The organism is Hymenobacter nivis (genome assembly GCF_006439025.1).
In the GTDB taxonomy this organism is placed as follows: Bacteria; Bacteroidota; Bacteroidia; order Cytophagales; family Hymenobacteraceae; genus Hymenobacter; species Hymenobacter nivis_A.
Map to the genome: position 1 here is coordinate 192,512 of NZ_RCYZ01000001.1, position 22,464 is coordinate 214,975.

The window sequence follows — 22,464 nt, forward strand, 5'->3', positions numbered from 1 at the left end:
AGCGGGCTAAGCGGGCCGGCTGGGGCCCCAAGGCTAATGCGCCTGCCGTGAGGCAAACGCCAGCACGGCGCGCCCGCGCCCAGTCGCAGGCTAAAACAGCTTCTGCGCGAACAGGTACAAATCGTGCCGCCACACGGGCCAGGTGTGGCCGCCGGGGTACTCGCTGTAGGCATACTTGAGGCCCATTTCGTCCATCTTGGCGCGCATCACCTTGTTGTTGGCGTAGGCGATATCGGTGGGGCCGCCCATCGAGAGCCACAGCTGCTTCAGGTTGGTGTTAATAGTGCTGGTATTGGCCTTCATGAAGGCAAACTGCGGGTCGGACAGCTGGGGGCTATTGGCAAAATAGCCCGAGCTGAACACGCCCAGGTACTGGAACATATCGGTGTTGTGCAGGCCGGCATACAGGGTTTGGATGCCGCCCATCGACAGGCCCGCCAGGGCCCTATTTTGGGCCCCGGGCGCTACCCGGTAGGTGCTTTCCACCAGCGGCAGCACGGTTTGCTTGAGCTCGTCCTCAAATTTTTTCAGCGTGGCATCGCCGAAGCCAGCCAGGCCGCCGGGGCCACCCATGTTGCCGTCCAGCATCACGATGAGCATGGGCTTGGCCTTTTTATCGGCGAGGAGATTGTCGAGAATCAGGTCGGCTTTGCCTTGCTTGGCCCAGCCGGTTTCGTCCTCGCCGCCGCCGTGCAGCAGGTACAGCACGGGGTACTTGGTGGGGGCGCTGGCGTCGTAGCCAGGGGGCGTGTACACGAATAGCTGGCGCCACGAGTTGGTGACTTTGGAGTAGTAGCGCTGCTGGCGCACGGCCCCGCGGGGCACGTCGCGCGGGGCGTAGTAGGCACCGTTGCGCGAGGGCACTTCGATGCCACTGGCCATGCGCCCCATACCGTAGAAGGTGTCGCTGGCGGGGTCGGCCACGGGCAGGCCGTCGAGCAGCAGCGAGTAGTAGTGCAGGCCCTCGCTGAGGGTGTCGGTGGTGGCGGTCCAGTAGCCCTCGGCGTCTTTGGTGAGGTCATATTTCCGCACCAAATCTATCTGCACGCGCTGGGCGTCAGGGGCTTTCAGGCGAAATACGGCGCGGTTGTCGGGCAGCAGCTGGGGGTATTTGGCGTTGCGCACGTTGGTAGCGGCCGGCGCACCCAGCACGGTGTAGGTGGGCAGGGAGGCCACGTCCACGGGCTTAAACAGGAACTGCGAGAACATGTAGAGCCCGTTTTTCCAGACCTTGAAATCGTGCCCGCCCGGCTCGATGTAGTACACGTGCGGCACGTTGTGCTGGTAGAGGTAGTCGTGGGTGCGCTGGCTGATGCCGAGCAGGCCATCGGCATCGCCGCACGAAATCCAGAGCAGCTTGAGCAGCTTTTTGGCGCGGGCCGGGTCGGGCACCAGCACCTCGGGCATCTTGGTGTTGGGGGCCGAGGAAAAGCCACCGACCCAAGCGAATTTATCCAAGTTGCCCAGCCCGAAATCCAGCGACTGGCCGCCGCCCATTGAGAGGCCGGCAATGGCGCGGTTCTCGCGGGTGGTCAGGGGCTTATAAGTCTTTTCGATGTAGGGAATGAGGTCGGTCAGCAGGTCCTGCTCGAAGTTGGCGAACCCAGCTACTTTCTCGGGGCTGTAGATATTGCCCACGGCCCGGTCGTCCTTCAGGGCGCGGCCATTGGGCATCACTACCAGCATGGGCTTGAGTTTGCCCTGGGCGTACAGGTTATCCAGAATCACCTCCGGGTGGCCGCCTTTCAGCCATTCCTTCTCGTCGCCCCCGATGCCGTGCAGCAGGTACAGCACCGGGTATTTTTGCTTTTTGGAGTAGCCCGGTGGCGTGTACACCAGGGCCTTGCGCACGGTACCCACCGTTTTGGAGGGGTAGGCGATGCTGTCGATTTTGCCATGAGCGATGCCCGCCGTGGGCTGATCGAAGCCCTTGGGGCCCTCCGGGGCTATTTTTTGGGCAAATGCGCCGCTGGCGCTCAGCAAGGCCACGCTTAGAATAAGGGAGAATACAGTTCTCATGGGTGGTAGGAAAAGGGTCTGATGAATTATTAAAGGGAATCAGGCGGTCACGCTCGCCGGGGGCACCTCCCCCCTAGCCCCTCACTCAAAGCGCACCCAGTCGATGGCCACGGGCGTAGTGGTTTTGGGTGCCACATACAGCCCGTGCGTGCCAGCCCGAAAGGCCGACAGCGGCGCTTTCACCTCCTGCCACTGGCCGCCCTTGGGCACGGTCACCAGCGCCAGCACGGGGCCGGTGGGGCCGTCGGCGCGCAGCTGCACGGTGGCCCCGGCGGCGGCTTGCACGCGCAGCGTCACCGTTTTAAGCGCTTTTTTGCCAAAGGCTACGCCGTTGTATTGCACCCAGCCCAGGCTGCTGGCAAAGTCGGTTTTCCAGCCCTGGAAGGTGTTCGCCGTATCCAGAAAGGCAATGGACGCACCCGTGCTGCTGAGGCGGCTGTAGCGGTCGAGCTGGATTTTCTGCCGGGCATCGGTCAGGCCCGCGCCGCGCAGGGTGGGCATCACTTTGCGGATGTTCCCATTGGGCTCAAAAAACAGGCTATCGAGGCGAATGGAGCGGGCTTTATCGAAGTTGGGCGACAAGTCGTTGTGGTGGTAAAACAGGTACCACTGGTTCTGGAAATTGATGATGGAATGGTGGTTGGTCCAGCAGCCCGTAAACTCATCCATAATCACCCCTTGCACCTTGAACGGCCCCAGCGGACTGGTGCCGGTGGCGTATTCGAGGCGCTCAATTTTGTTCTCCACGTGCGGGTAGGTGAGGTAGTAGGTACCGTTGCGCTCCAGCATGTAGGGGCCCTCCTTCAAGCCTTTGGTAGGCAGCTCGCCCAGCGTGATGGGCTCGGAGGCCAGCTCCAGCATGTTCTCCTTCAGCTTGGCCCCGTAGATGTTGCCCTGCGACCAATACAAATAGGCCTGCCCGTCCTTGTCGATGAACACGTTGGGGTCGATGCCGCGCACGCCCTTGATGGGCAGCAGCTGCGGCACGAAGGGCCCCGTGGGCTTATCAGCCACGGCCACTCCCACCGTAAAGCCCTTGCTGACAGTGGTATCCTTGGGCGTTGTCGGGAAGTAGAAGTAGTACTTGCCATTGCGAAAAACGCAGTCGGGGGCCCACATGCTGTAGCTGTCGGGCTTCACCCAGGGCACCTTGTTCTGGGTCACAATCACGCCGTGGTCGGTCCAGTCGGTGAGGTTGGCGGACGAAAACACGTGGTAGTCCTCCATGCAAAACCAGCCGAGCCGCCCGCGCTCCTTGGTGGCCAGAATATCGTGCGACGGGTACACGTACACTCGTCCATTAAAGACCCGCGCCGATGGGTCGGCCGAGAATTGATTGGTAATTAAGGGGTTTTGAGCCCCGGCGGTGCCGCCTGTTAGCACCACCAGCAGGATTAGAAAGTAAGTCAGTTTGCGAAGCAGCATGGGAATAGGAAGGAGAAATAAGTAATTCAGTAAGACAAGGCTGGGCTAAAAAAACGGTTATGCTGAGCGCAGCGCAGCGGAGTCGAAGCATGACCGTCCTTTTTGGTGTAACAGGATAGCCTTTGGGGGCCCCAGCCGCCCTCACTTACCGCCTACCAGCGTGTCGATGATGTGGAAATAGTCGAAGTCGGCGTAGCCGCCGGTTTGCTTGGTGGCGTAGTTGAACAGCCCGAACCGGTAGCCCATAAAGTGCGGCAGGGTGTAGGCCATTTTGAGGGGTTCGCCAATGCGTTTCCAGTACTTGCCGTCGAGGCTGTAGAAGAAGATGGCGCGGTCCTGGCGGTCCACAAAATCGCAGTCTATCTTGAAATAGACCGTGTTTTGCGCCAGCGGCAGGCGCGCCAGCTCCACGGGTTTCTCCGATTCGGCGCTTACCATCACGATGGACTTCTGGCCGTTCTGCTGCTGCACGCCTACCAGGCCGTAGCGCTTTTGCAGCAGGGCCAGGCCAGCAAAGTCGCCGTCTTTTAAATGCGCCACATCCAGCGACGTGCTGCCGGCGCTCACGGGGCCGATGGTGCGCTGCGTGAGCGTGTTGCGGGCCAGCAGGAAGGTGGTATCGAGGCGGCCGGTGCGCAGGCGCAGGTAGCCGGGGCGCTCCCGCACCGACCACAGGGCGTTGGCGGGATTGTGGTTCCACTGCCAGACCAGGGGCAGGGCGGGCTCGCCCTTGCGGCGGGTAAATTCGTCGGAGGCCACGAGGCCCGGCAGCAGGCGCTGATTGGGGGGCAAGGCCAGGGTTTCGGGCACCTTGCCGGCCGGGTCGCCCAGCACGGGCCAGCCGTCGGCCCAAGTTACCGGCACGAGGTAGGGAATGCGGCCCACGGCCCCATTGTCGCGGAACAGGTAGGCGAACCACCGGCCATCGGGCGTATCGATGAGGCCGCCCTGCGCCACGCCTTTGTCTTGCAGCGCCAGGCGGCCCTCGTAGGGCCCCGTGAGCTTGTCGGCCCGGTGCACCACCACGGTGCGCATCCCATTTTTAGGCCACACAATGTTGAATAAGTAGTACTTACCCTTGATTTTGAACAGCTGCGAGCCCTCGGCTTGCAGGTTGATATCGGGGCCGGCGGGGGCGCTTGCGTTGTCGATGAGCACCTGCGGGGTGGTGCCCGGCTTCACGCCCGAGGCATCGGCGGTGAGCTCCACCAGTTGGATTTTGCCCGCGCCATACACCAGGTACACGCGGCCATCGTCGTCGAAAAACAGCGAGTGGTCGTGGTAGCTGGGCCGGAACGACACCGATTTCCAGGGGCCCTTCTCGATGTTTTTGGTCGAGTAGATGTGGGTTTTGCCGGTGGTTTGGGCAAAGGTGCTCACGTAGTACGTGCCGTTGTGCAGGCGCAGGCTGCTGGCCCACGAGCCCCGGCCGTAGGTGCTTTTGCCATTGGTCAGCGTCATGGCGTCCACAGTAGCCAGGGTGTCGTAGGCGTAGCCCACCAGGTGCCAGTTCACCAGGTCCGTCGATTTCATGATGGGCACGCCGGGGCTCATGTGCATGGTGGTGCTGCTCATGTAGTAGGTCTTGCCCACCCGAATCATCGACATATCGGGCACGTCGGCGTAAATGAGCGGGTTGTGGGCCGTTTCCGGCACCTGCGCCTGCGCCGCCGGCCTTATCCCCCCCAGTAGCGCCAGCGCCAGTAGGGCCCCACGCATCCATCCAATTATTTGATTTAAAATCATTCAGGTAAGTTTTAGTGAGCCGTGGGCTTGATGGCCTGGTAGCGTCCGCTCAGGTGCAGCAGGCTGAAGAGGTAGAGCATCCCGTCGTAGTAGGGGTCAAAATAGCCATCGGGATAAGGGGCCAGCTTGGCCTCCCAGAGGGCGCGCACAAAGTCGAGCTGGGGGTCCTGGCCCATGAGTGAGGCCGCCGCGCTGGTAGCGACCAGGCCCAGCGAGTGCCGCAGCTTCGTAACGTTGCCGGCGGGCAGGATGAAGCCGGGCCGCGTGCCATCCACGTTGAACTGGTCGTCGAAAGTAGCCAGCCCCTTGCCACGCAAAAAGCCCTGAAATCGCCGGGCGTACTGTTGCTGCCAGGCCCGGTCCTGGCCAAACCACACGTAGTCCATCGCAATATTCATGGGCACCCGCCACGAGTCGTAGCGGAAGGCCGGCGGGGCCCACTTGGTGGCGTGGGGCGCGCCGCTAAACTCGGTATAATCGTAGTTGAGGCCGGTGGGCGCGGCGCAGGCCCGGTGCAGAAACGCCCGCGCCGTGTCGGCGCAGGCCCGGTAAAACGGCGCGTGCCCGTCGTTGGCATACGCGGCCCACACTTCCAAAAACGCGGGCAGGTGGTACGAGGGGTCGGTCCAGTTGTACATCTCCCCCACCGGCACGAAGGTTATCTGCTTGCGGCTGGTATTGAACAGGTTGCGCACGCCGCCGGTACCGTCCTTCTGCCACGAAGCATCCAGAATACGGCGGGCTTCGCGGTAGTAGTCGATGCCCGTGGCGTTGCCCCAGCGGTTGGCCGCAAACAGCAGGCTGGTCACGAAGTACAGCTCGCCATCGGAGGCGGGGCCCTCCGAATTGAGTTTCATTGTGGTGGTGCTGAAGCTCCAGGCGAAGTAGCCCGCCAGGGGCCCACTCTGGTGCTGCAAGTTCTTTTTCGACCAGCGCCAGAGGCGGTCAAAAACCTCTTTTTTATCGAGCTGCACGGCCACCATCATCCCGTAGGACAGCCCCTCGGTGCGGGCGTCGTGGTTTTTCAGGTCCGAAACGTAGGCCAGCGAGTCGCCCACTTCGAAGTACACCTTGTGGGGCCCCTCGAAGACGTCGTGGTAGGCCTGGGCCACTTTCTGGTCGATGGCGGCCTGGCTGTAGCCGGCTTCGCGCAGCAGGTTGGGATACTTACCGGTGTAGAACGCGCCTTGCCTCGCCGGCGGGGCGGCTTTGGCTGGGCGCTGGGCCACCGCGCGGCCGGCACCCAGGCAAGCCAGGCACAGCAGCAGCGAGGCGCGCCAGAGGCCGGAATTTCTGAAAGGCGAGGAATGAAACATGGGAAGCGAAGGGGGCTGCGTGAGAGGCTACGGCTGGCCGGCTGGGCGCCGCAGGGGCGGCGCATCGTTGGCAATCACGCCCTCCAACGTGTGCATGGGCGGCTCAACCTCGGCCGGAATGGGCAAGTGGCTGAATTGCTGGAAGTAGAGCAGGCAGGCATCCTTCCAGAGCACGGCGTTGCCGCTCTGGGTGCGCAACTTGTTCTGCACCACCGCAAAGCGCTCGGCATCCACGTAGGGCCGGGCCGCGTCCCAGGTCTGCTGGAACTGCCGCACCTGGCGCACGCCGTGGTCGTAGTGCAGGGCCAGCTCATCCCACAGCGTGCGGCCGCTTTTCATCTTGAAATCCCAGGGCAGGTGATGAAACCAGAGCAAGTACTCGTCGGGGCAGGTGGCGGGGTTGTTGAACTCGGCGGCCAGGGGCTCGTGGTACTGGCTCACGGCGTTGCTGCCGGCCGTGGTGCGGTCGAAGCCCACGCCGTTGGCGGCGGCCTGGTGGTAATAGGGCGGCGTCCAGTCGGCGCGCATGCCGGGGGGCCCCCACCAGGGGCCGGGGCCATAGTGCCCGTGGGTGGCCGACATGATGTGGTGCAGGCCCAGGGGCATCGAGTAGTTCACGGCGGCCTCGCGGCTGGCCAGCAGCAGCTGCGTCATGGGGGCCAGGAAGTGGGCATCCCAGTCGGCGGCGGCCAGCTGGGCGGCGGTGCCGAAGGTCAGCTTCAGCCACTCGTCGGCAATCTGGCGGCTGTCGAGCTGGTTGTTCCAGGCCAGGCGGCCGAAGGCGTACCAGTTGGCCTGGGCAAAGTCGTGGCCGGTCCAGTTGGTGTCGAGGCCCACGTTGGACACGCCGGCCATGGCCGAGTGCTTCTGGGCGTACACGCTGCCGTCGGTGCAGCGGGCCACGGTGCTGCCAGGGCCGGCTTGGTGGGTGTCGCTGCGCAGGCACTCCTGCCACATGGGGGCCAGGAAAACCAGGTCGATGGCCTGGCCCAGGTACTCCTGGGTAATCTGAAACTCGGGCATCACGGCCGTCTTTTTCAGGGCCCCAAACAGGGGGCTGAACGGCTCGCGGGGCTGAAAGTCAATCGGCCCGTTTTTCACCTGAATGATGACGTTGTCGAGAAACTTACCGTCGAGGGGCACAAACTCGTTGTAGGCCTGCTTGGCGCGGTCCTTGTCGCTGGGGCTGTACACGAAGGCGCGCCACATCACCAGGCCGCCGTAGGGCCGCAGGGCGTCGGCCAGCAAGTTGGCCCCGTCGGCGTGGGTGCGGCCGTAGTCCTGGGGCCCCGGCTGGCCCTCGCTGCTGGCCTTCACCACAAAGCCCCCGAAGTCGGGGATCTGCTGGTACACCTCCTTCACCTTGGCATGCCACCACTTGATAACGGCCGGGTCGAGGGGATCCGAGGTTTTGAGGCCGCCCAGCAGCGCCGGCGACGAAAACTTCACGGCCAGGTACACCCGCACGCCGTAGGGCCGTAGCGCGCCGGCAATGGCCTTGGTGCGGGCCAGGTAGGCGGCCGACAGCATCAGCGGCGAGGAATTGACGTTGTTGATGACGGCGCCGTTGAGGCCCACCGAAGCGTTGGCGCGGGCGTACTGCTGCCACAGCGCTCGGTCGTGGCCCGTCACCACAAACGAGCTATCCTTGCGCCAGAAGATGGACTGCCCGGCGTAGCCCCGCTCCACCGAGCCGTCGGGGTTGTCCCAGTGGTTGAGGAGGCGGTACTCGTAGGATGGGTTGGAAATTTCTTCGGCTACCGCCTGGCCAGTCTGCTGGCGCCGCAGCAGCCCAAACGCCCCGTACAGTAGGCCCCGCTCGGTATTGGCCTGCACACCCTGCGCATTCAGTCGAAACCCGTCATACTTGATGGCTTTATCCTTTGTGAGTTTCAGCGTCACGGTGGCCCCGGCGGTTCCCTGCCAGCCTTGCTGCAGCTCCTGCCTGGCCGTGGCGAGCAGGGCTGAGCTTTTGGCGGGGCCTACCACCTTAACGGGCACCGAGGCGTGCGGGCGCAACCAGAGCTGGTGGCCGTCCTCGGCGCGCAGCCCCGAAACGGTGCCCAATAAGCAAATACTAAACAGGATTTTTTTCATAGGGTGGAATTGTATAGGCAAGTGTGTGTTGAGGCTAGCTAACAGGCTCAATACAAGCTATTTTTAGCTGATGCCTTGCTGGTAAATTGGCTGACCTCGTGCTCCCCGCATGCTTGAAAACGACCTGCCCGTAACCAAAAAACGGCAGTAGTAAAAGCGCAAGGAGCAGCTAGGTGGTTGACAGCTTTTTGATGGATACCTGAAGTGTTCGCTGGCGGCCACCCCAGCCTTGGTTATTGATTAAACTGCCACCAGTCGAATCGGAGTTGGTTGTTAGCGGCTGCTTTAAAGACGAAGTACACGTCGTGGATGCCACTCTTCCGGCTGACTTTGCACGACTGCGCCACCCAGCTTGCCAGGTTACCGGTGTTCTTCACTTTTAAGGTTCCCAGCAAGGCACCTGCAGGGCTGTCCAAGTGTATTTCAATGGCTGAGCCGGCAGAAGTGCTGGCCACCGAAGCCACCAATTCCTTTGCGCCCTGTGCAAAATCAACGCCCTTGACTTTGATGTAATCGTCGCTGTCTATGCTCGTTACGTACATGCCATTGGGCCCTTTGCTGGTTTTTAGGCCCTGGCTCGCGGCAATGGTTTCCGCCTCGATGCGCTGGTAGGGGTTCAAGGCCGCCACGCGCTTTACCCCCTCTTCCGACCAAAACGGCAGCTGCTGAATGGTGCCGTCGGGGTTGTACGTCAGCTTGGCCACGCACACGGAGCGCCGCTCGGTGTGCGTTGGCGACAGGGCCTTGGAAATGGCGTAGTTGAAGCCGAACAGGTAGGAGTTGCCCTTGTAGTCGATAATGCCCGGGTGGTTGCCGTTGGACTTAGGGCTGTGGTCCATGAGCGTGCCGGTGTAGTTCCAGGGGCCCGTGGGGCTGGTGCTCATGCTGTAGCCGATGCCCTCGGGGCAGCAGGTAGAGGCATAAGCCACGTAGTACTTGTCCTTGCGCTTGTAAAACCACGGGCCTTCCTGGTAATCAGCCGGCTTGGTAGGCGATTTGACAATGTCGCCCGAGTAGGAAATCATGTCTTCGTTCAGCTTAACGTAGTACAGGTTCGGATTGCCCCAGTACAGGTAGGCCTGGCCGTCGTCGTCGATGTAAACGGTCGGGTCAATGTCGTCCATACTATTCTTAATCAGTGGCTTGCCCAGCGGGTCGGTGAAGGGGCCGTAGGGGCTGTCCGACACCAGCACGCCAATACCCTTGACGTGAATGGGGCAATACAAATAGAACTTGCCATTGCGGGCGATGCACTGCGGCGCCCACGCCCCGTTTTGCGGCGACCAGCTGAAGCTCTTGGTCGAGGCGACCGTGCCGCGGTCGGTCCAGTTCACCATGTCGGTGGAGGTGTAGAGCAGCCAGTTGTACATTTTGAACCCCTTGGCATCGTCCTCGTCGTGGCTGGTATAGAGGAACACGGTGTCGCGGTACACCATCGGCGCCGGGTCGGCCGTGAATTTGGTTTGGATGATGGGGTTTTGGGCCTGGCCGACCAAGGCGGCTGAGACCAGGAAGGAGAGAAGTAAAAAACAGAAGGCTGGTTTCATATTGTCCGATGTAGTAAAGGGGGCAGTTAAAGGCGTTTCTACTTTGTCTGTTGTTCTTGTTTGCTGGTCTAAGTTTCTTCGCTACACCGATTGCAAAGTGCTCGTCTACTGTTCGAAGACAGAAAAATCCACCCCCTTACTGCACGCCCTGCGCGCTCAGCCGAAGCCCGTCGTAGCTGATGGCCTGGTGTTTTTTGAGTTGCAGCGTCACGGGGGCCCCGGTGGTGCCCCGCCAGCAAAAGGCTAAAAAGAAGTTTTTTCATGTTCCTGCTAGCTGTTGGTAGCTGACGCTGGCAGTAAGTGGCGTCCCCCGTATCGAAAATCACCGGGCGCTACTGCTTTATTGTCAACCGTTTGCCGGTGTAAACTACTTGCTTTTGGGGCATGCCAAACGCGGCACCCAGCCCGTTGGCCGCACTGGGCCACACGAGGTTGAACACCCGCCGCGGGAGGGCCCCGGGGTAGGTACCCTGCGCGGGGCCGATGGTGAGGGTTTGGCGCTTTTCATCCCAGGCGAAGGGGATGGTGCGGTGCTCGCCCTGCTCGTAGCGGTAGCCGTCGCCGGCGTCTTCGTAGAGCGTGAAGTGGCCATCGGCCCCGGCGTAAACTCTGATTTCCAGCGTATCGGCGGTTTTTTGGCCGGTGTATTGGAGGCGCTTGCCCAGGGGCACGATGGCCCCGGCTCGCACGAAAACCGGGGTGGTGGCCGCGGGCGCAGGGGCCGCCACGGTTTGGCCGCCCGCGTAGCGCCGGCCCGTCCAGAAGCTGTACCACGGCCCGCCCTTCGGCAGGTACACCGGCCACTCGGTGCGGCCCGGCGCGGTGACGGGTGCCACCAAAAACGCGGGCCCAAACAGGTACTCGCCGGCCTGCCGCGCGGCGGCGGTATCGGTGCGGAAGTCCATCACCAAGGGCCGCATCAGCGTCGAGCCCTGGCTGTGCACCTGCCACGCCTCGGAGTAGAGGTAGGGCAGCAGGCGGTAGCGCACGTCGAGCAGCTGCCGGACGTTGGCCTCCACTACGGGGCCGTTTTTCCAGGGCTCGGTTTCGGTCTGGTAGCCGTGCACGCGGAAAATGGGCGTGAACGCGCCCCACTGGTACCAGCGCATCAGCAGCTCGTTGTACTGCGGGTCGGTGTACTGGCTGGGGCCGGGCCGGAAAAACCCGCCGATGTCAGTCGTCCAGTAGGGCTGGCCGGTGATGGTGAAGTGCAGCCCGGCCGGCACCTGCCGCCGAAACGAATCCCAGGTGCCGCCAATGTCGCCCGACCAGTTGATGGTGCCGTAGCGCTGCTGGCCCAAAAAGGCCGACCGCGTGAGGATGCACACCCGCTTATCGGCGGTGGTAGCGCGCTGGCCCTCGTATACGGCCTGGTTCACAAACAAGGGGTATGTGAGGCGGTAGAAGTCGCCCGGCCCAATCGCCAATTGCTTGCCGTGGAGGGCGTCGTTTTCGGGCTCGGTGGCGTCGAGCCACCACGAATCGACGCCGTAGCCAAACAGGTTTTTATTCATGGCCGCCCAGTGGGCCGTGCGGGCAGCAGGGATGGTGAGGTCGAGCCAGGGGCTATCCGGAATGTAGAAGTGGTTGGCCACGTGGCTTTTGCCGATGGCCGATTCCTTGTTCAGGTTTTCCCACACCGATATATTGAAGCGGGCGTGCTGGGCGTGCAGGTTCTGCATGAGGGCGGCCGGGTCGGGGTAGTGGGTTTCGTCGAACTGCATCACGCCCCACCCGTATTTGCCCCAATACTGCCAGTCCTGCACAATCACGTCCATCGGAATCTGGCGCTGCCGAAACTCGGCCACCGTGGCCTCCAGGTGGGCGCTGGAGGTGTAGCGCTCGCGGCACTGCCAGAAGCCGTAGGCCCACTGCGGCAGCATCGGCACTGCCCCCGACAGCTGCCGGTAGCTGCCAATAACGGCATCGGCCTGGGGCCCATAAAACACCACGTAGTCAAGCAACTGGGCGTTGGGCGAGCGGAAGGTGGTGCGGGCATCCACCCGCTTGTAGGTGAGGCGCGGCGTGTTGTTGGCCTTGCACACCACCCGCACCTTGTGGGGCCCCGCCGCCAGCGGCAGCTGGGCGCTGGCAGTGGGCGGCAGCCAAAAATTGCGGTGGTCGATGCACGCTACCCCGTCAATTTCCACGTAGTGCCGGTTGCCCATCGCGCCCAAATCGAGCAGCACGGAATAGGGCCCCGCGGCGGGCAGCGTAAACGTGCCGGTGTAGGTGGCTTGGTCTTGGGCTACCTTCTGGGTGCCGGTGGCGGTGGTGGCGTCCACGGCGGTGCCGGCCTGGGCGGCCTCGGCCTGCTTTTCGAGCGCAATGGGCGCGTCGGCGGGGTTGAAATCGGTGAGGCCGTACTGGTGCCAGAGCAGGCCGTAGCCCTTGCTGGAATAAATAAAGGGCAGGGCCGTTTGGGTGTTCACTTGCGTGAGCTGGCGCGTCACGCCCCGCAGGTTGAAATGCCCATCCTGGAATTGCCCCAGGCCCAGCATAACCTCGTCCGGCGCAGCCTCAAAGGCCTGCTCGGCCACCACATTGGCCTGGCCCAGCACGGGTGGGGCCGCCCGCAGGCGGGGGGTAGGCGCTTCGCGCAAAAACGTGCGCCCGGCCGGGTCGAGGTAGCTCACGGTGCCGGTGGCTTTGTCGAGCCGGGCGCTCAGCTGCCGGGTCGTGAGCAGCAGCGCCGCCGCCGTTTCCGTCACCTTAAAAGCGGGTACCGGGGCCCCGGCCGTGAACACCAGCTCCGGCAGCTGCGGCAGGGGCCCCTTGGCAAATTGCAGCCGGATGGCATTATCGGCCACCGGCCGCAGCACCAGCTGGCCATCCGCCAGGGTAACCGTCACCCGGTCGGCCGTGCGGACGTAGCGCTGGAACTGCTGCCCCAGGGCCACTCCCGGCCAGCACAAGGCCAGAAGCAGATAGCGGCGGAAGAGGGCGGGGCGGGTAAAGGGCATGGTAGCTGGGTAAGTATTTAGAAATGAAGCGTATGAAATGGGGCTCGCCACCTGGGAATCTCACGAGGACAAAACCCCTATTTCACCGCCTTCACGCCCTCAGTCGTCTGCACGATGGGCTGGATAGTGCCGTCCTTGTTATAGTGCAAATAATCGACGCAGATGGAGCGGCGGTAGCTGCCGCCGGTGGGCAGCGAGCCGTTGTGGTAGAAGAAGTAGCTCTTGCCCTTGTAGTCAACGATGCCGGGGTGGGTGGTGAAGCTGTTGGGCACGTTTTGCTGGATGATGCCCCGGTACTCCCAGGGGCCGGTGGCGCTGGGGGCGGTGCAGTAATCTATCATCTCGGGCTTGGTGCCGGCGCTGGCGTACACGAGGTAGTAGAGCTTCTTGCGCTTGTACACCCAGGGGCCCTCGATGTAGTTTTTGGGCTTGAGCACGGTGATGGGGCTAGCCAGTTCGGTCATGTTGTCCTTCAGCTTCACCCAGCGGCAGCTGCCGTTGCCCCAGTACATGTACACCTGCTTGTCGTCATCCACGAAGATGGTGGGGTCGATATCGTCCCAAGAATGGGGCTGGTCCTTGGTCATCTCGTTCACGATGAGCGCCTTGCCGATGGCATCCTTGAAGGGCCCCGTGGGCCGGTCCGACACGGCCACGCCGATGGCCGAGCCGCCCTGGCTGTTCTCGTCCTTCTTGTGAAAGGTGGCCACAAACCAGTAGAACTTGCCGTTGTGGTACACGCATTGGGCGGCGTAGGCATCGCCGGTGGCCCAGGCAAACGTCTTGACGGAGAGACGCGTACCGTAGCTTTTCCAGTTCACCATGTCGGTGGTGGAGTAGATGCGCCAGTCGGGCATCTTGTAGTTGGTTTCCTGCACCGAGGCCGTGTCGTGGCCGGTGTACAGAAACAGCGTGTCGCGGTACACCAGCGGCGCCGGGTCGGCCGTGAACACGTCCTTGATAATGGGGTTTTGGGCCCGCAGGGCCCCGGCGGCCAGCAGCAGGAGCAGGAAGGCTAAGAGGGTGTTTTTCATGGGGTAGAGAATTATTTCAAGGAAAGGATTCAAGCCAATTACTGCGCCCGCAGCTGGTAGGCCTGGCCGGCTTTGGTGGGAAAATCATATACCCACGACGGGGCCAGGGTGGGCCGCCGGGCCGTGGTTTTGCTCGATACCAGCGGAGCCTTCACGGACAGTGTGTAGTAGAAGGAATTGGGGTTTTCGCCCTCGGCGGGGCGCAGCTGGGGGCCGCCCTTGGCCACTACCTGGCGGTGCACCCGCACTCGGCAGGGGCCCCCAAGGCGCGAGACGATGCGCGCCCGCGTGAGTTGGCCGTTGGCCCAGGCCAGGTCCACTACGTAGCCGCCGCGGGCCACCAGGCCGGTTACCTCGCCGGTGGGCCAGGCATCGGGCAGGGCGGGCAGCAGGTCGAGGGTGCCGTCGTGGCTCTGCACAAACAGCTCGGCCAAGCCGGCGGTGCAGCCGAAGTTGCCGTCAATCTGAAATGGGGGGTGGGCATCGAGCAGGTTGGGGTAGGTGCCGCCCCCCTCGTTCACGCCGCCGGGCTGGCTGGTGCGGGGCCGTAGCTGCTCGGTGAGCAGCTTGTAGGCGTGGTTGCCGTCCTGCATGCGGGCCCAGAAATTCACCTTCCAGCCCATCGACCAGCCCGTGCTCACGTCGCCGCGCTCGGTGAGGGTGGTGCGGGCGGCCTCAAACAGCTCGGGGGTGCGGTAGGGCGAAATCTGGGCGCTCGGGTAGAGCCCGTAGAGGTGCGAGATGTGGCGGTGCTGGTCGCGGGGGTTGTCCTCGTCTTGCAGCCACTCCTGCACCTGCCCGTACTGGCCAATCTGCATGGGCGGCAGCTGCTGGCGCAGGGCGCGCAGGGTGTCGGCAAACGCTTGGTCCTGGCCCAGCAGCTCGGCGGCGCGAATGGTTTTCGAGAACAGGTCGAACACCAACTGGTTGTCCATGGTGGTGCCGGCCACGAGGGCAATATTCTTACCCTCAATATTATAGCTGTTTTCGGGCGATACCGACGGGGCCACCACCCGCCACTGGTGGGTGGGCTCGGTTTGGAGGGCATCAATGAAGTAGGTGGCCGCGCCGCGCAGCACGGGGTAGTAGTCGCGCAGAAACTTCTCGTCGCCGGTGAACTGGTAGTGGTCCCACAAATGCTGGCTCAGCCAGGCCCCGCCCATGGGCCAGAGGCCGTACTGCGGCGGGTCTACCTGCCCCGTGATGCGCCAGATGTCGGTGTTGTGGTGCAGCAGCCAGCCGCGGGCCCCGTACATCGTGCGGGCGCTTTGCTGCCCGGTGATGCTCAGGTCCTTAATCATGCCGAACAGCGGCTCGTGCAGCTCAGTTAGGTTGGTGATTTCGGCGGGCCAGTAGTTCATTTCGGTGTTGATATTCACCGTGTACTTGCTGTCCCAGGGCCCCTTGAGCTGGTCGTTCCAGATGCCTTGCAGGTTGGCCGGCTGCCCGCCCGGCTGCGACGACGAAATGAGCAAATAGCGCCCGTACTGAAAATAGAGCGCCGCCAGGGCCGGGTCGTGGCCCTGGGCAAAGCCGGCCAGGCGCACATTGGTGGGCTGGGCGGCAGCGGGCGTGGTGCCCAGGTTCAGCGTCACGCGGTTGAAGTAGCGCTGGTAGGCGGCCACGTGGGCGGCCAGGGCCTGGGCGTAGGGCTTGCCCAGGGCCCCCGCCAGGTAGGCCGTGGCCCGCGCGGCGGCGTCGCCGCTCACGTCGTGGTAATTCACGAAGTTGGTGCCGATGGAAATGTACACCGTGGCGCTGGTGGCCCCCGCAATGCGCAGGCCCGCGTTGGTGGCCTGCACGGTGCCGCCCTCGGCCACTGCCTGCACCCGCGTCTGAAACTTGATTTTACCTTCCTGCCCCTCGTGCGCGCTGCCCGTGCCGTCGAGCACCAGTTGCGTGCCTTCGGGGCGCAGGGTGTGCTGCATGGGCGTTTCCTCGCTGAGCAGGCAGCTGATGCGGCCCGGCTGGCTGGCCGTGAGGCGCACGATTATCACCTGGTCGGTGAGCGAGCTGAACACCTCGCGGCGGTACTGCACGCCATCGAGCTGGTAGCTGACCGAGGCCACGGCCCGCCCAATATCCAGGTCGCGCTGGTAAGCTGTGGCGCGCTCGTGACCAGGGAAATCGAGGTACACGTTGGCGGCCAGCTGGTAGGGCATGCCGCTGTTGCCGAAGGGCTGCATTTTTTCCTGCGCCAGCGCCTGGGCCTCCACCTGCTGCCCGGCCAGCAGCTGCTTGCGCAGCTCCCGCACCACCGGCAGCGCGTCGGGCTTCACGTTGTTATTGGGGCCCCCGCCCCAGATGGTTTCCTCATTCAGTTGCAACCGCTCGCGCGCTGGCCCACCGAATACCATCGCGCCCAGACGGCCGTTGCCGAGGGGCAGGGCCTCGTTCCAGTTGGCGGCGGGCTGGTCGTACCACAGGCGCAGGGGGGTAGGCGCGGGTTTGGCGGCGCTCACACTGGCCACAGTGCTCGCCCAGCAGACCAGCAGCAAAAAAGCTTTAGCAAGAGAAGGGGACTGACGCAAGGCGGATGAATAGTTAGTAAGCGTTGATAATGAAATGCTTATGGCTGCACCACGAAGCCCCCCCGCGCGGGCAGCGTCAGGCGCAGCGTGTTGCCGGCCAAAGCCTGCGTGCGGAAGCTGCGGTTGGTGTCGCCGTCGGTGATGAGGGCGCCGCCTGTGATACCCAACTTACTGAGGTCCACCTCAATATCCTGGGGCACGTCGGTGCCGTTGATGCCGGCCACGTACCACTTCCCGCCGGGGCCCTGGCGGGCCAGCACGGCGTACTGGCCGGGATAGCCGGCCACGTACTTCACGTCGGACCAGCGCGGGGGCAGCTTTTTCACGAAGTCCTGCACGTAGGCGGGCTGCGAGGCCATGCCCTCGGGCACCTCGGCGTAGTGCTGAATGCCCGACTGGAACAGTACCGACAAGGCCAGCTCAAACGCGTTGGAGGTGCGGCGCTGCTTGCCCCTTATCTCCGAAAAGGCCATCGGCGTGAAGTCCATGGGCCCCACGGCGTTGCGGGTGAAGGGCAGCGTGGCGCAGTGCGTAGGCTCCTGGTCAGTGTTTCTCTGGTCAAAAGTCAGGAACTCGAAGCCTTTCACGGCCTCCATGGTCATCAGGTTGGGGTAGGTGCGGTTCCAGCCCCTCGGGATGGTGGCGCCGTGGAAGTTCATCAGCAGCCCGGCCTGCGCGCCGTCGGTCAGCAGGTCCTGGTAGTAGTTCATAAACGACTGCCCATCGCCCCCGAAAAAATCGACCTTGATGCCCACGATGCCCATCTGCTTGAGGCGGGCAAACTCTTTGCGCCGGCTTTCGGCCTCAAACAGCACGTTGGTGGGCGTTTGGGGGGCCTCGTTCCAGTGGCCGTTCGAGTTGTACCAAGCCAACAGGCCCACATTTTTGCTGCGGGCGTACTGGGCCAGCTCCTGCATCTTGTCGTAGCCTATCTGCTTGTCCCAAAGGGCATCCACGAGGCAGTAGCGCCAGCCCATCGCGGCCGAGTAGTCGATGAAGCGACGCTGCACGTCGTAGGTCGTGTTCTGGTCGCCGAGCAGCACCCACGACCACGACGACTTGCCGGGGGCCTCGGGCAACAGGGCCGTTTGGGCGGGCGCGCTCAGGTCGGTGGTCAGCGTCGATTCGACGATGGGCGCCAGCGAACTGCCCACCACCAGCACGCGCCAGGGCGTGCGCCACGGCAGGCGGCTTTCGGGCAGCAGGGCGGCGTCGGGCGTGGTTTTTTCGGGGGCCTGTGGGAAGGCCACCGTGTACTCGCCGGCCGGCGACTGGTGGGCCAAATGGCTGCCGCAGTAGCTGCGGCCCATGCCGGCCTCGGTCAGCAGCACCCAGTTTTTCCCCACCTCAAACAGCGCCGGAAACGACCACCCCTGCCCCAGCGGTGAGGCCGTACCGGCCGCAATTCCTTTTTCGTAATACTCCTCGTACGAGGGCTGGGTATTGGCAAAGCCCGTTTGGGCCACGGCGTGTGGGTGCAGCCACCCCTTGGCCCCGGCCGGCAAATGGAACGTAGTACCCTCAGCATCAACCTTCTGCACCTCAACGCTTTTACCCTCGATGAGGTATTGGAAAGCTACCCCGTCGTCCGACACCTGAAACACCACGCTCAGCGTGGGGGCCCCTACCCTGCCCGCATAGTGCAGCACGCGCCGGTTGGCCCGGTAGCGGCAATTGGCGCGCTTGTCGGTGGCCAGCTGGTAGTCGTCGGCCACGGCGGTTTGGGGGTCGGCTTTGGCCAGGTGCAGGCCCTGGGTAAGGTCGGCGCTGGCTAGGCGCAGCCCCAGCCGCGAGGGCTGCAGCAGCTCGGCCTGGCGGTAGCGCACGGCATAGGTAGGCTGGCCCTGGGCGGTCACGTCCACCGTCACCTGCACGGCCCCGTTGGGACTGCTGATGCGGATGGGGCCGGCGGCCTGGGCGGCAGAAATGGAAAGGCCAAGCAAACAGCAAAGCGAGAGAAAGTGCATGAGCAGTGGGTAGGTAGTAAGGAGGGGCGTTGGCAGGGCCCAAACCCCGGCCAAAAGCGGCGCGGCTAGCGGGTGCCGCGCACCCGCAGCACCGTGAGCGAGAAGGGGGCAGCGGTGTATGTGAAGCGTTTGGTGGCTTTGTAGCTCGCTACTTTTGGCAGCACCGTGCGCGGACTGTCGAAGGTGTTTTGCGCGTTGCGCGGCCCCGTGAAGGTCGTTTGGGTGGCTGCCGTTTTCAGGCCCTTAAAGCGCGTTAGGTCAACGGCAAAGGGCTTTGGCTGGGGCCCCAGGTTGATTAATTTCAGAATTACGTCGCCCGTTTGAGCGTCGCGCACGCAGGAAGCGGCGGCGGCGGTATCGGCTGGGGCGCCCGTAGGCAGCCTCACCACTCCGGCGTGGTAAGTAGAGCCCTGGTTTTGGCCAAAAAGCTGCTGCACGTAGTAGTTCACCGAGGGCACTACGGTGGCGTTGTTGAAGTAAATGAGGTCGGGTTTCCACTGGATGTGGCCTTCCTTGGCCAGCAGGGGAGCGTAGGACGCCAGTTGCACCACGTCGCCGTTGCGCTCCAGCGTGGTCATGTAAACGGCCTCGGCCAGGGCGTTGTACAGCTCATTGCCCCACGAGGCATATTCCCCTAAATAGACCTTGGACTTGGACCGGTCGTAGGCGTCGTAGCGCTGCTGGTTGGCCAAAAACCACTTGGGATTTTCGTAGTAGTGCTCGTCCACCACGGGCACGTGCAGCTGGCTCGCAAAGGCCCAGCCCTGGTCATAATCCTCGCCCTTGGGGCTGGGGCCCACCGTGCCGATAACCGTGACGGCGGGGTACTTCGCGCGCACCGCCTCGTACAGCAGCTTAAACCGCTCCCGAAACTCGGGCGTTTGCTTATCCTCGTTGCCAATGCCGATGTACTGCAGGCCAAACGGTGCCGGGTGGCCGGCCGCTGCCCGCTTGGCGCCCCAGGTAGACGTGGCCGGGCCGTTGGCGTACTCAATCAAATCGAGCACGTCCTGGGTGTAGGCGGCCATATCAGCCAGCGGCACGCACTGCTGGCCGATACCCCCGATTTTCCAGGAGCCGCCCGAGTTCTGGCAGCTCACGCCGGCCGCCACTATCGGAATGGGCTTGGCCCCGATGTCTTCGCAAAACTGAAAGTACTCGAAGTAGCCCAGCCCGGTGGTTTGGTGGTAGCCCCAGATGTTGCGCTGCGCCGTGCGCTGCTCCACGGGGCCAATGGTTTTTTTCCAGTCGTAGAGGTTGTCAAGGCCGTCGCCGTGGGCCAGGCAGCCACCGGGAAAACGCATAAACCTGGGCTTGAGGTCGGCAATGGCCTGGGCTAAGTCGGCCCGCAGCCCGTTGGTGCGGCCCCGGAACGTGCGCTGCGGAAACAGCGACACCATGTCCAGGTCCAGAATGCCCTTGCCGGTGGCCAGCACCACGAGGCTGCCCGCGGCCGCGGTGGCCGTGGGCGTGAGGGTAGCCCGGTACTGCTGCCAGCCGGCGGCCTGCGCCGAGAGGGTAGCTTCGGCCAGCACCTTGCCCTGCGCATCTTGCAGCTGCACCAGCAACGGCATGGCCGCCCCCGACTTCACTCGCGCCCACAGCGAGAAGTCGTACGTGGCACCCGCCGTCAGCGGTATGCCATCGAAGCCGTGGTTTCTCAGCCCCAAGCCCTTTTGGAAGGGGTTCTCTATCCGCAACTGCACGTAGTGCGGGTTGGTGGCGTGCAGCGGGGCCGCACTTTCCACCGATACGCTACCCATCGCAAAGCCCTCGTGCAGGTAGTCCCAGCTGGTGAGTGGGTGCCAGCCGTCATGGTCACTGGGGGCGTATTCGAACGAGCGGTTTTGCACCAGCTCGGCGTAGAGCCCGCCATCGGCCGCGTAGTTCAGGTCTTCGAAGAAGATCCCGAAAAGGTCGGCGCTGATGGGCTTGCTGGCAGCCTCGGATTGCGCTTTTGTGGGCGCCGCTGCGGCCAATGCTACTATCAGGGCAAGAAAGGCGGGTATCTTCATGTCTAAAGCTGAACAGAATTAAGATCTTGAAAAACAAGCAATTAAAGTGATATTATCGTTTGCAACGGGCGAAAACGGCGGCTTTACTTTTGGTACACAGGGTCGTGGCCCTCGTATTTCAGCCATTTGAAGGCGGCCGTGCTGGCGGTGGGCTGCCCCGCCGACGTGCCGTACATCCCAAACAGGCAGCCAATGAAGCCGCCCGCTACCTGCGTACTCAAAAACTTACCGTCTACCTTGTCTTTCAACACCTTGTAGGTCTTGCCATCTTCCGCAAAGCTGAAGGCGTAGTCGGCGGCCTCGGCGTTGATGCGCAGCCACACCTTGCCGGCCGCCGCCCGCAGCGGGGCCTCGGCCAGCAGCTCGGGGGCCTTGGCGTCGGCAGTGCTTTTGAAGAGCTGCACTACGGGCTTGCCCGCAGCCGTCGATTTGCAGAGGTAGTAAAAGTGCTTCTCGTCCTGAAACGCCACCAGGCCGGCCGTTTCGTTGGCCGCTTTGGCAGCAAACGTCAGCTCGGTTTCGGCGCTACAGTGCATGTGCTGCTGCCGCTTGCCGATGAAGGAGGGGTTGCCGGTTTCGGCGCAGGTTTCGGGCTTTAGCTTGAGGGTAAGGCCGTTGGCCTTGCTCAGGGCGTAGCTCGCCTTGTCTTCCGTGCGCAGAAACAGCAATGCCGGGTCCAGCTCCTTTTCAAAAGTGAGGGTGTAGCCGAAATTGCCGCTCTGGGGCCGGGCCCCCGGCTGCTTCACCTCCGGGAAGCTAGCCCGGTAGGTGTACTGCACACCGTTGGGGCCGGGGTTCATCACGGGCCAGTCGTTTTTCCACTCCACGGGCACGATAAACGTCTCGCGCCCAGTGTTATAAAAATTTCCCTCGTAGGGCCGCACGGCCAGAAATATGGCGTAGGTCTTGCCATCGGGCCCCTCCACAAACTGCGCGTGGCCAGCCGACGTGATGGGGTTCGGGCGGTCGCGGGGCAGTTCGCGCTGCGACAAGATGGGGTTGTTCTCATAGGGCACGAAGGGCCCCAGCGCCGCCTTACTGCGGAAAACGACCTCCGTGTGGTTCACCGACGTGCCGCCCTCGGCCGCGTAGAGGTAGTACCAGTCGCCGCGCTTCATGAGGTGGGGCCCCTCAATCCAGACCGGCTTTTTGCTGAGGTCCACGCCCCCGTTGACCACGATTTTGGCCTCGCCCACCGTTTGCAACGTACTCGGGTTCAGCTCAATGATTTTGATGGAGCGGTGGCCGTCATAAAGCGGCTTATTATCGGGCGGGTCGCTGTTGTAGATAACGTACGCCTTGTCGCCCTCGAAGTACAGCGAGGGGTCGATGCCGCGCACCTCGGGCAAAAATGTGGGGTCGCTCCAGGGCCCGGCGGGGTTTTTGGCCGTCACCACGAAGTTGCCCTTGTGGTCGATGAGCGTGCAGGTGACGTAAAACAGGCCGTTGTGGTGCTCGATGGCGGGCGCAAACAGGCCCCGCGTCATGCGGTCGCCCAGGAAGTTCATCTGCGAAGGCCGGCTGATGACGTTGCCCACCTGCTTCCAGTTTTTGAGGTCCTTGCTGTGCATCACCGGAATGCCCGGAAAATACGAAAACGTGGAGTTAACCAAGTAGTAATCAGTCCCTACCTTCACAATGCTAGGGTCTGGATAAAAGCCAGTCAGAATGGGATTTACCAACTCAATCGATTGTGCGGAAACCGCAAAGCTGCGGAGCGCCAGGGCCGTTGCGGCAATGAGAAAACGTTTCGCGGAGGTTGTGTGCATGCTGTTGATTATCTGTGGTTTCAGGACGTTGGGAA

12 protein-coding genes are annotated in these 22,464 nt (G+C 63.1%); all 12 read right to left on the reverse strand.

The window, feature by feature from the left end:
* Positions 1 to 90: 90 nt before the first annotated feature.
* The 12 genes from EAH73_RS00700 to EAH73_RS00755 all read right to left on the reverse strand — a co-directional run bounded on the left by EAH73_RS00700 (position 91) and on the right by EAH73_RS00755 (position 22,429).
* Positions 91 to 2,019, reverse strand: a complete 1,929-nt coding sequence (locus EAH73_RS00700) for an alpha/beta hydrolase (protein WP_140464390.1) — start codon at positions 2,017 to 2,019, stop codon at positions 91 to 93.
* A gap of 81 nt (positions 2,020 to 2,100) precedes the next feature.
* The gene (locus tag EAH73_RS00705) at positions 2,101 to 3,444 is read right to left on the reverse strand and encodes a family 43 glycosylhydrolase (protein ID WP_140464391.1); all 1,344 of its coding nucleotides are present in this window, start codon (positions 3,442 to 3,444) and stop codon (positions 2,101 to 2,103) included.
* A gap of 141 nt (positions 3,445 to 3,585) precedes the next feature.
* Positions 3,586 to 5,190, reverse strand: a complete 1,605-nt coding sequence (locus EAH73_RS00710; RefSeq protein ID WP_140464392.1) for a glycoside hydrolase 43 family protein — start codon at positions 5,188 to 5,190, stop codon at positions 3,586 to 3,588.
* A gap of 11 nt (positions 5,191 to 5,201) precedes the next feature.
* Complete coding sequence (locus EAH73_RS00715; protein WP_140464393.1) at positions 5,202 to 6,506, reverse strand: glycosyl hydrolase family 8; 1,305 nt, start codon at positions 6,504 to 6,506, stop codon at positions 5,202 to 5,204.
* A gap of 27 nt (positions 6,507 to 6,533) precedes the next feature.
* Positions 6,534 to 8,603: an alpha-glucuronidase gene (locus tag EAH73_RS00720; protein ID WP_140464394.1), complete on the reverse strand. Its 2,070-nt coding sequence runs from the start codon at positions 8,601 to 8,603 to the stop codon at positions 6,534 to 6,536.
* 233 nt (positions 8,604 to 8,836) lie between these two features.
* Complete coding sequence (locus EAH73_RS00725; protein WP_140464395.1) at positions 8,837 to 10,150, reverse strand: glycoside hydrolase family 43 protein; 1,314 nt, start codon at positions 10,148 to 10,150, stop codon at positions 8,837 to 8,839.
* A 332-nt stretch (positions 10,151 to 10,482) separates the two neighbouring features.
* The gene (locus EAH73_RS00730) at positions 10,483 to 13,113 is read right to left on the reverse strand and encodes a TIM-barrel domain-containing protein (protein WP_140464396.1); all 2,631 of its coding nucleotides are present in this window, start codon (positions 13,111 to 13,113) and stop codon (positions 10,483 to 10,485) included.
* Between the two features lie 77 nt (positions 13,114 to 13,190).
* A complete protein-coding gene (locus EAH73_RS00735; RefSeq protein ID WP_140464397.1) occupies positions 13,191 to 14,147 on the reverse strand; it encodes a glycoside hydrolase family 43 protein in 957 nt (318 codons plus the stop codon).
* Positions 14,148 to 14,185: 38 nt separating this feature from the next.
* A complete protein-coding gene (locus EAH73_RS00740) occupies positions 14,186 to 16,678 on the reverse strand; it encodes a glycosyl hydrolase family 95 catalytic domain-containing protein (RefSeq protein ID WP_240047088.1) in 2,493 nt (830 codons plus the stop codon).
* 38 nt (positions 16,679 to 16,716) lie between these two features.
* The gene (locus EAH73_RS00745; protein WP_161599401.1) at positions 16,717 to 18,621 is read right to left on the reverse strand and encodes a glycoside hydrolase family 97 protein; all 1,905 of its coding nucleotides are present in this window, start codon (positions 18,619 to 18,621) and stop codon (positions 16,717 to 16,719) included.
* An 89-nt stretch (positions 18,622 to 18,710) separates the two neighbouring features.
* Positions 18,711 to 20,660: an alpha-L-arabinofuranosidase C-terminal domain-containing protein gene (locus EAH73_RS00750; protein WP_140464399.1), complete on the reverse strand. Its 1,950-nt coding sequence runs from the start codon at positions 20,658 to 20,660 to the stop codon at positions 18,711 to 18,713.
* An 83-nt stretch (positions 20,661 to 20,743) separates the two neighbouring features.
* Positions 20,744 to 22,429, reverse strand: coding sequence for a glycoside hydrolase family 43 protein (locus tag EAH73_RS00755; RefSeq protein ID WP_140464400.1), 1,686 nt, complete (start codon positions 22,427 to 22,429; stop codon positions 20,744 to 20,746).
* Between the last annotated feature and the right edge of the window lie 35 nt (positions 22,430 to 22,464).

What these genes read in the sequence shown, in the direction of transcription:
- EAH73_RS00700 (WP_140464390.1), bottom strand. Translation starts at nt 2,019, where the DNA reads ATGAGAACTGTATTCTCCCTTATTCTAAGCGTGGCCTTGCTGAGCGCC.
- EAH73_RS00705 (WP_140464391.1), bottom strand. Translation starts at nt 3,444, where the DNA reads ATGCTGCTTCGCAAACTGACTTACTTTCTAATCCTGCTGGTGGTGCTA.
- EAH73_RS00710 (WP_140464392.1), bottom strand. Translation starts at nt 5,190, where the DNA reads ATGATTTTAAATCAAATAATTGGATGGATGCGTGGGGCCCTACTGGCG.
- EAH73_RS00715 (WP_140464393.1), bottom strand. Translation starts at nt 6,506, where the DNA reads ATGTTTCATTCCTCGCCTTTCAGAAATTCCGGCCTCTGGCGCGCCTCG.
- EAH73_RS00720 (WP_140464394.1), bottom strand. Translation starts at nt 8,603, where the DNA reads ATGAAAAAAATCCTGTTTAGTATTTGCTTATTGGGCACCGTTTCGGGG.
- EAH73_RS00725 (WP_140464395.1), bottom strand. Translation starts at nt 10,150, where the DNA reads ATGAAACCAGCCTTCTGTTTTTTACTTCTCTCCTTCCTGGTCTCAGCC.
- EAH73_RS00730 (WP_140464396.1), bottom strand. Translation starts at nt 13,113, where the DNA reads ATGCCCTTTACCCGCCCCGCCCTCTTCCGCCGCTATCTGCTTCTGGCC.
- EAH73_RS00735 (WP_140464397.1), bottom strand. Translation starts at nt 14,147, where the DNA reads ATGAAAAACACCCTCTTAGCCTTCCTGCTCCTGCTGCTGGCCGCCGGG.
- EAH73_RS00750 (WP_140464399.1), bottom strand. Translation starts at nt 20,660, where the DNA reads ATGAAGATACCCGCCTTTCTTGCCCTGATAGTAGCATTGGCCGCAGCG.
- EAH73_RS00755 (WP_140464400.1), bottom strand. Translation starts at nt 22,429, where the DNA reads ATGCACACAACCTCCGCGAAACGTTTTCTCATTGCCGCAACGGCCCTG.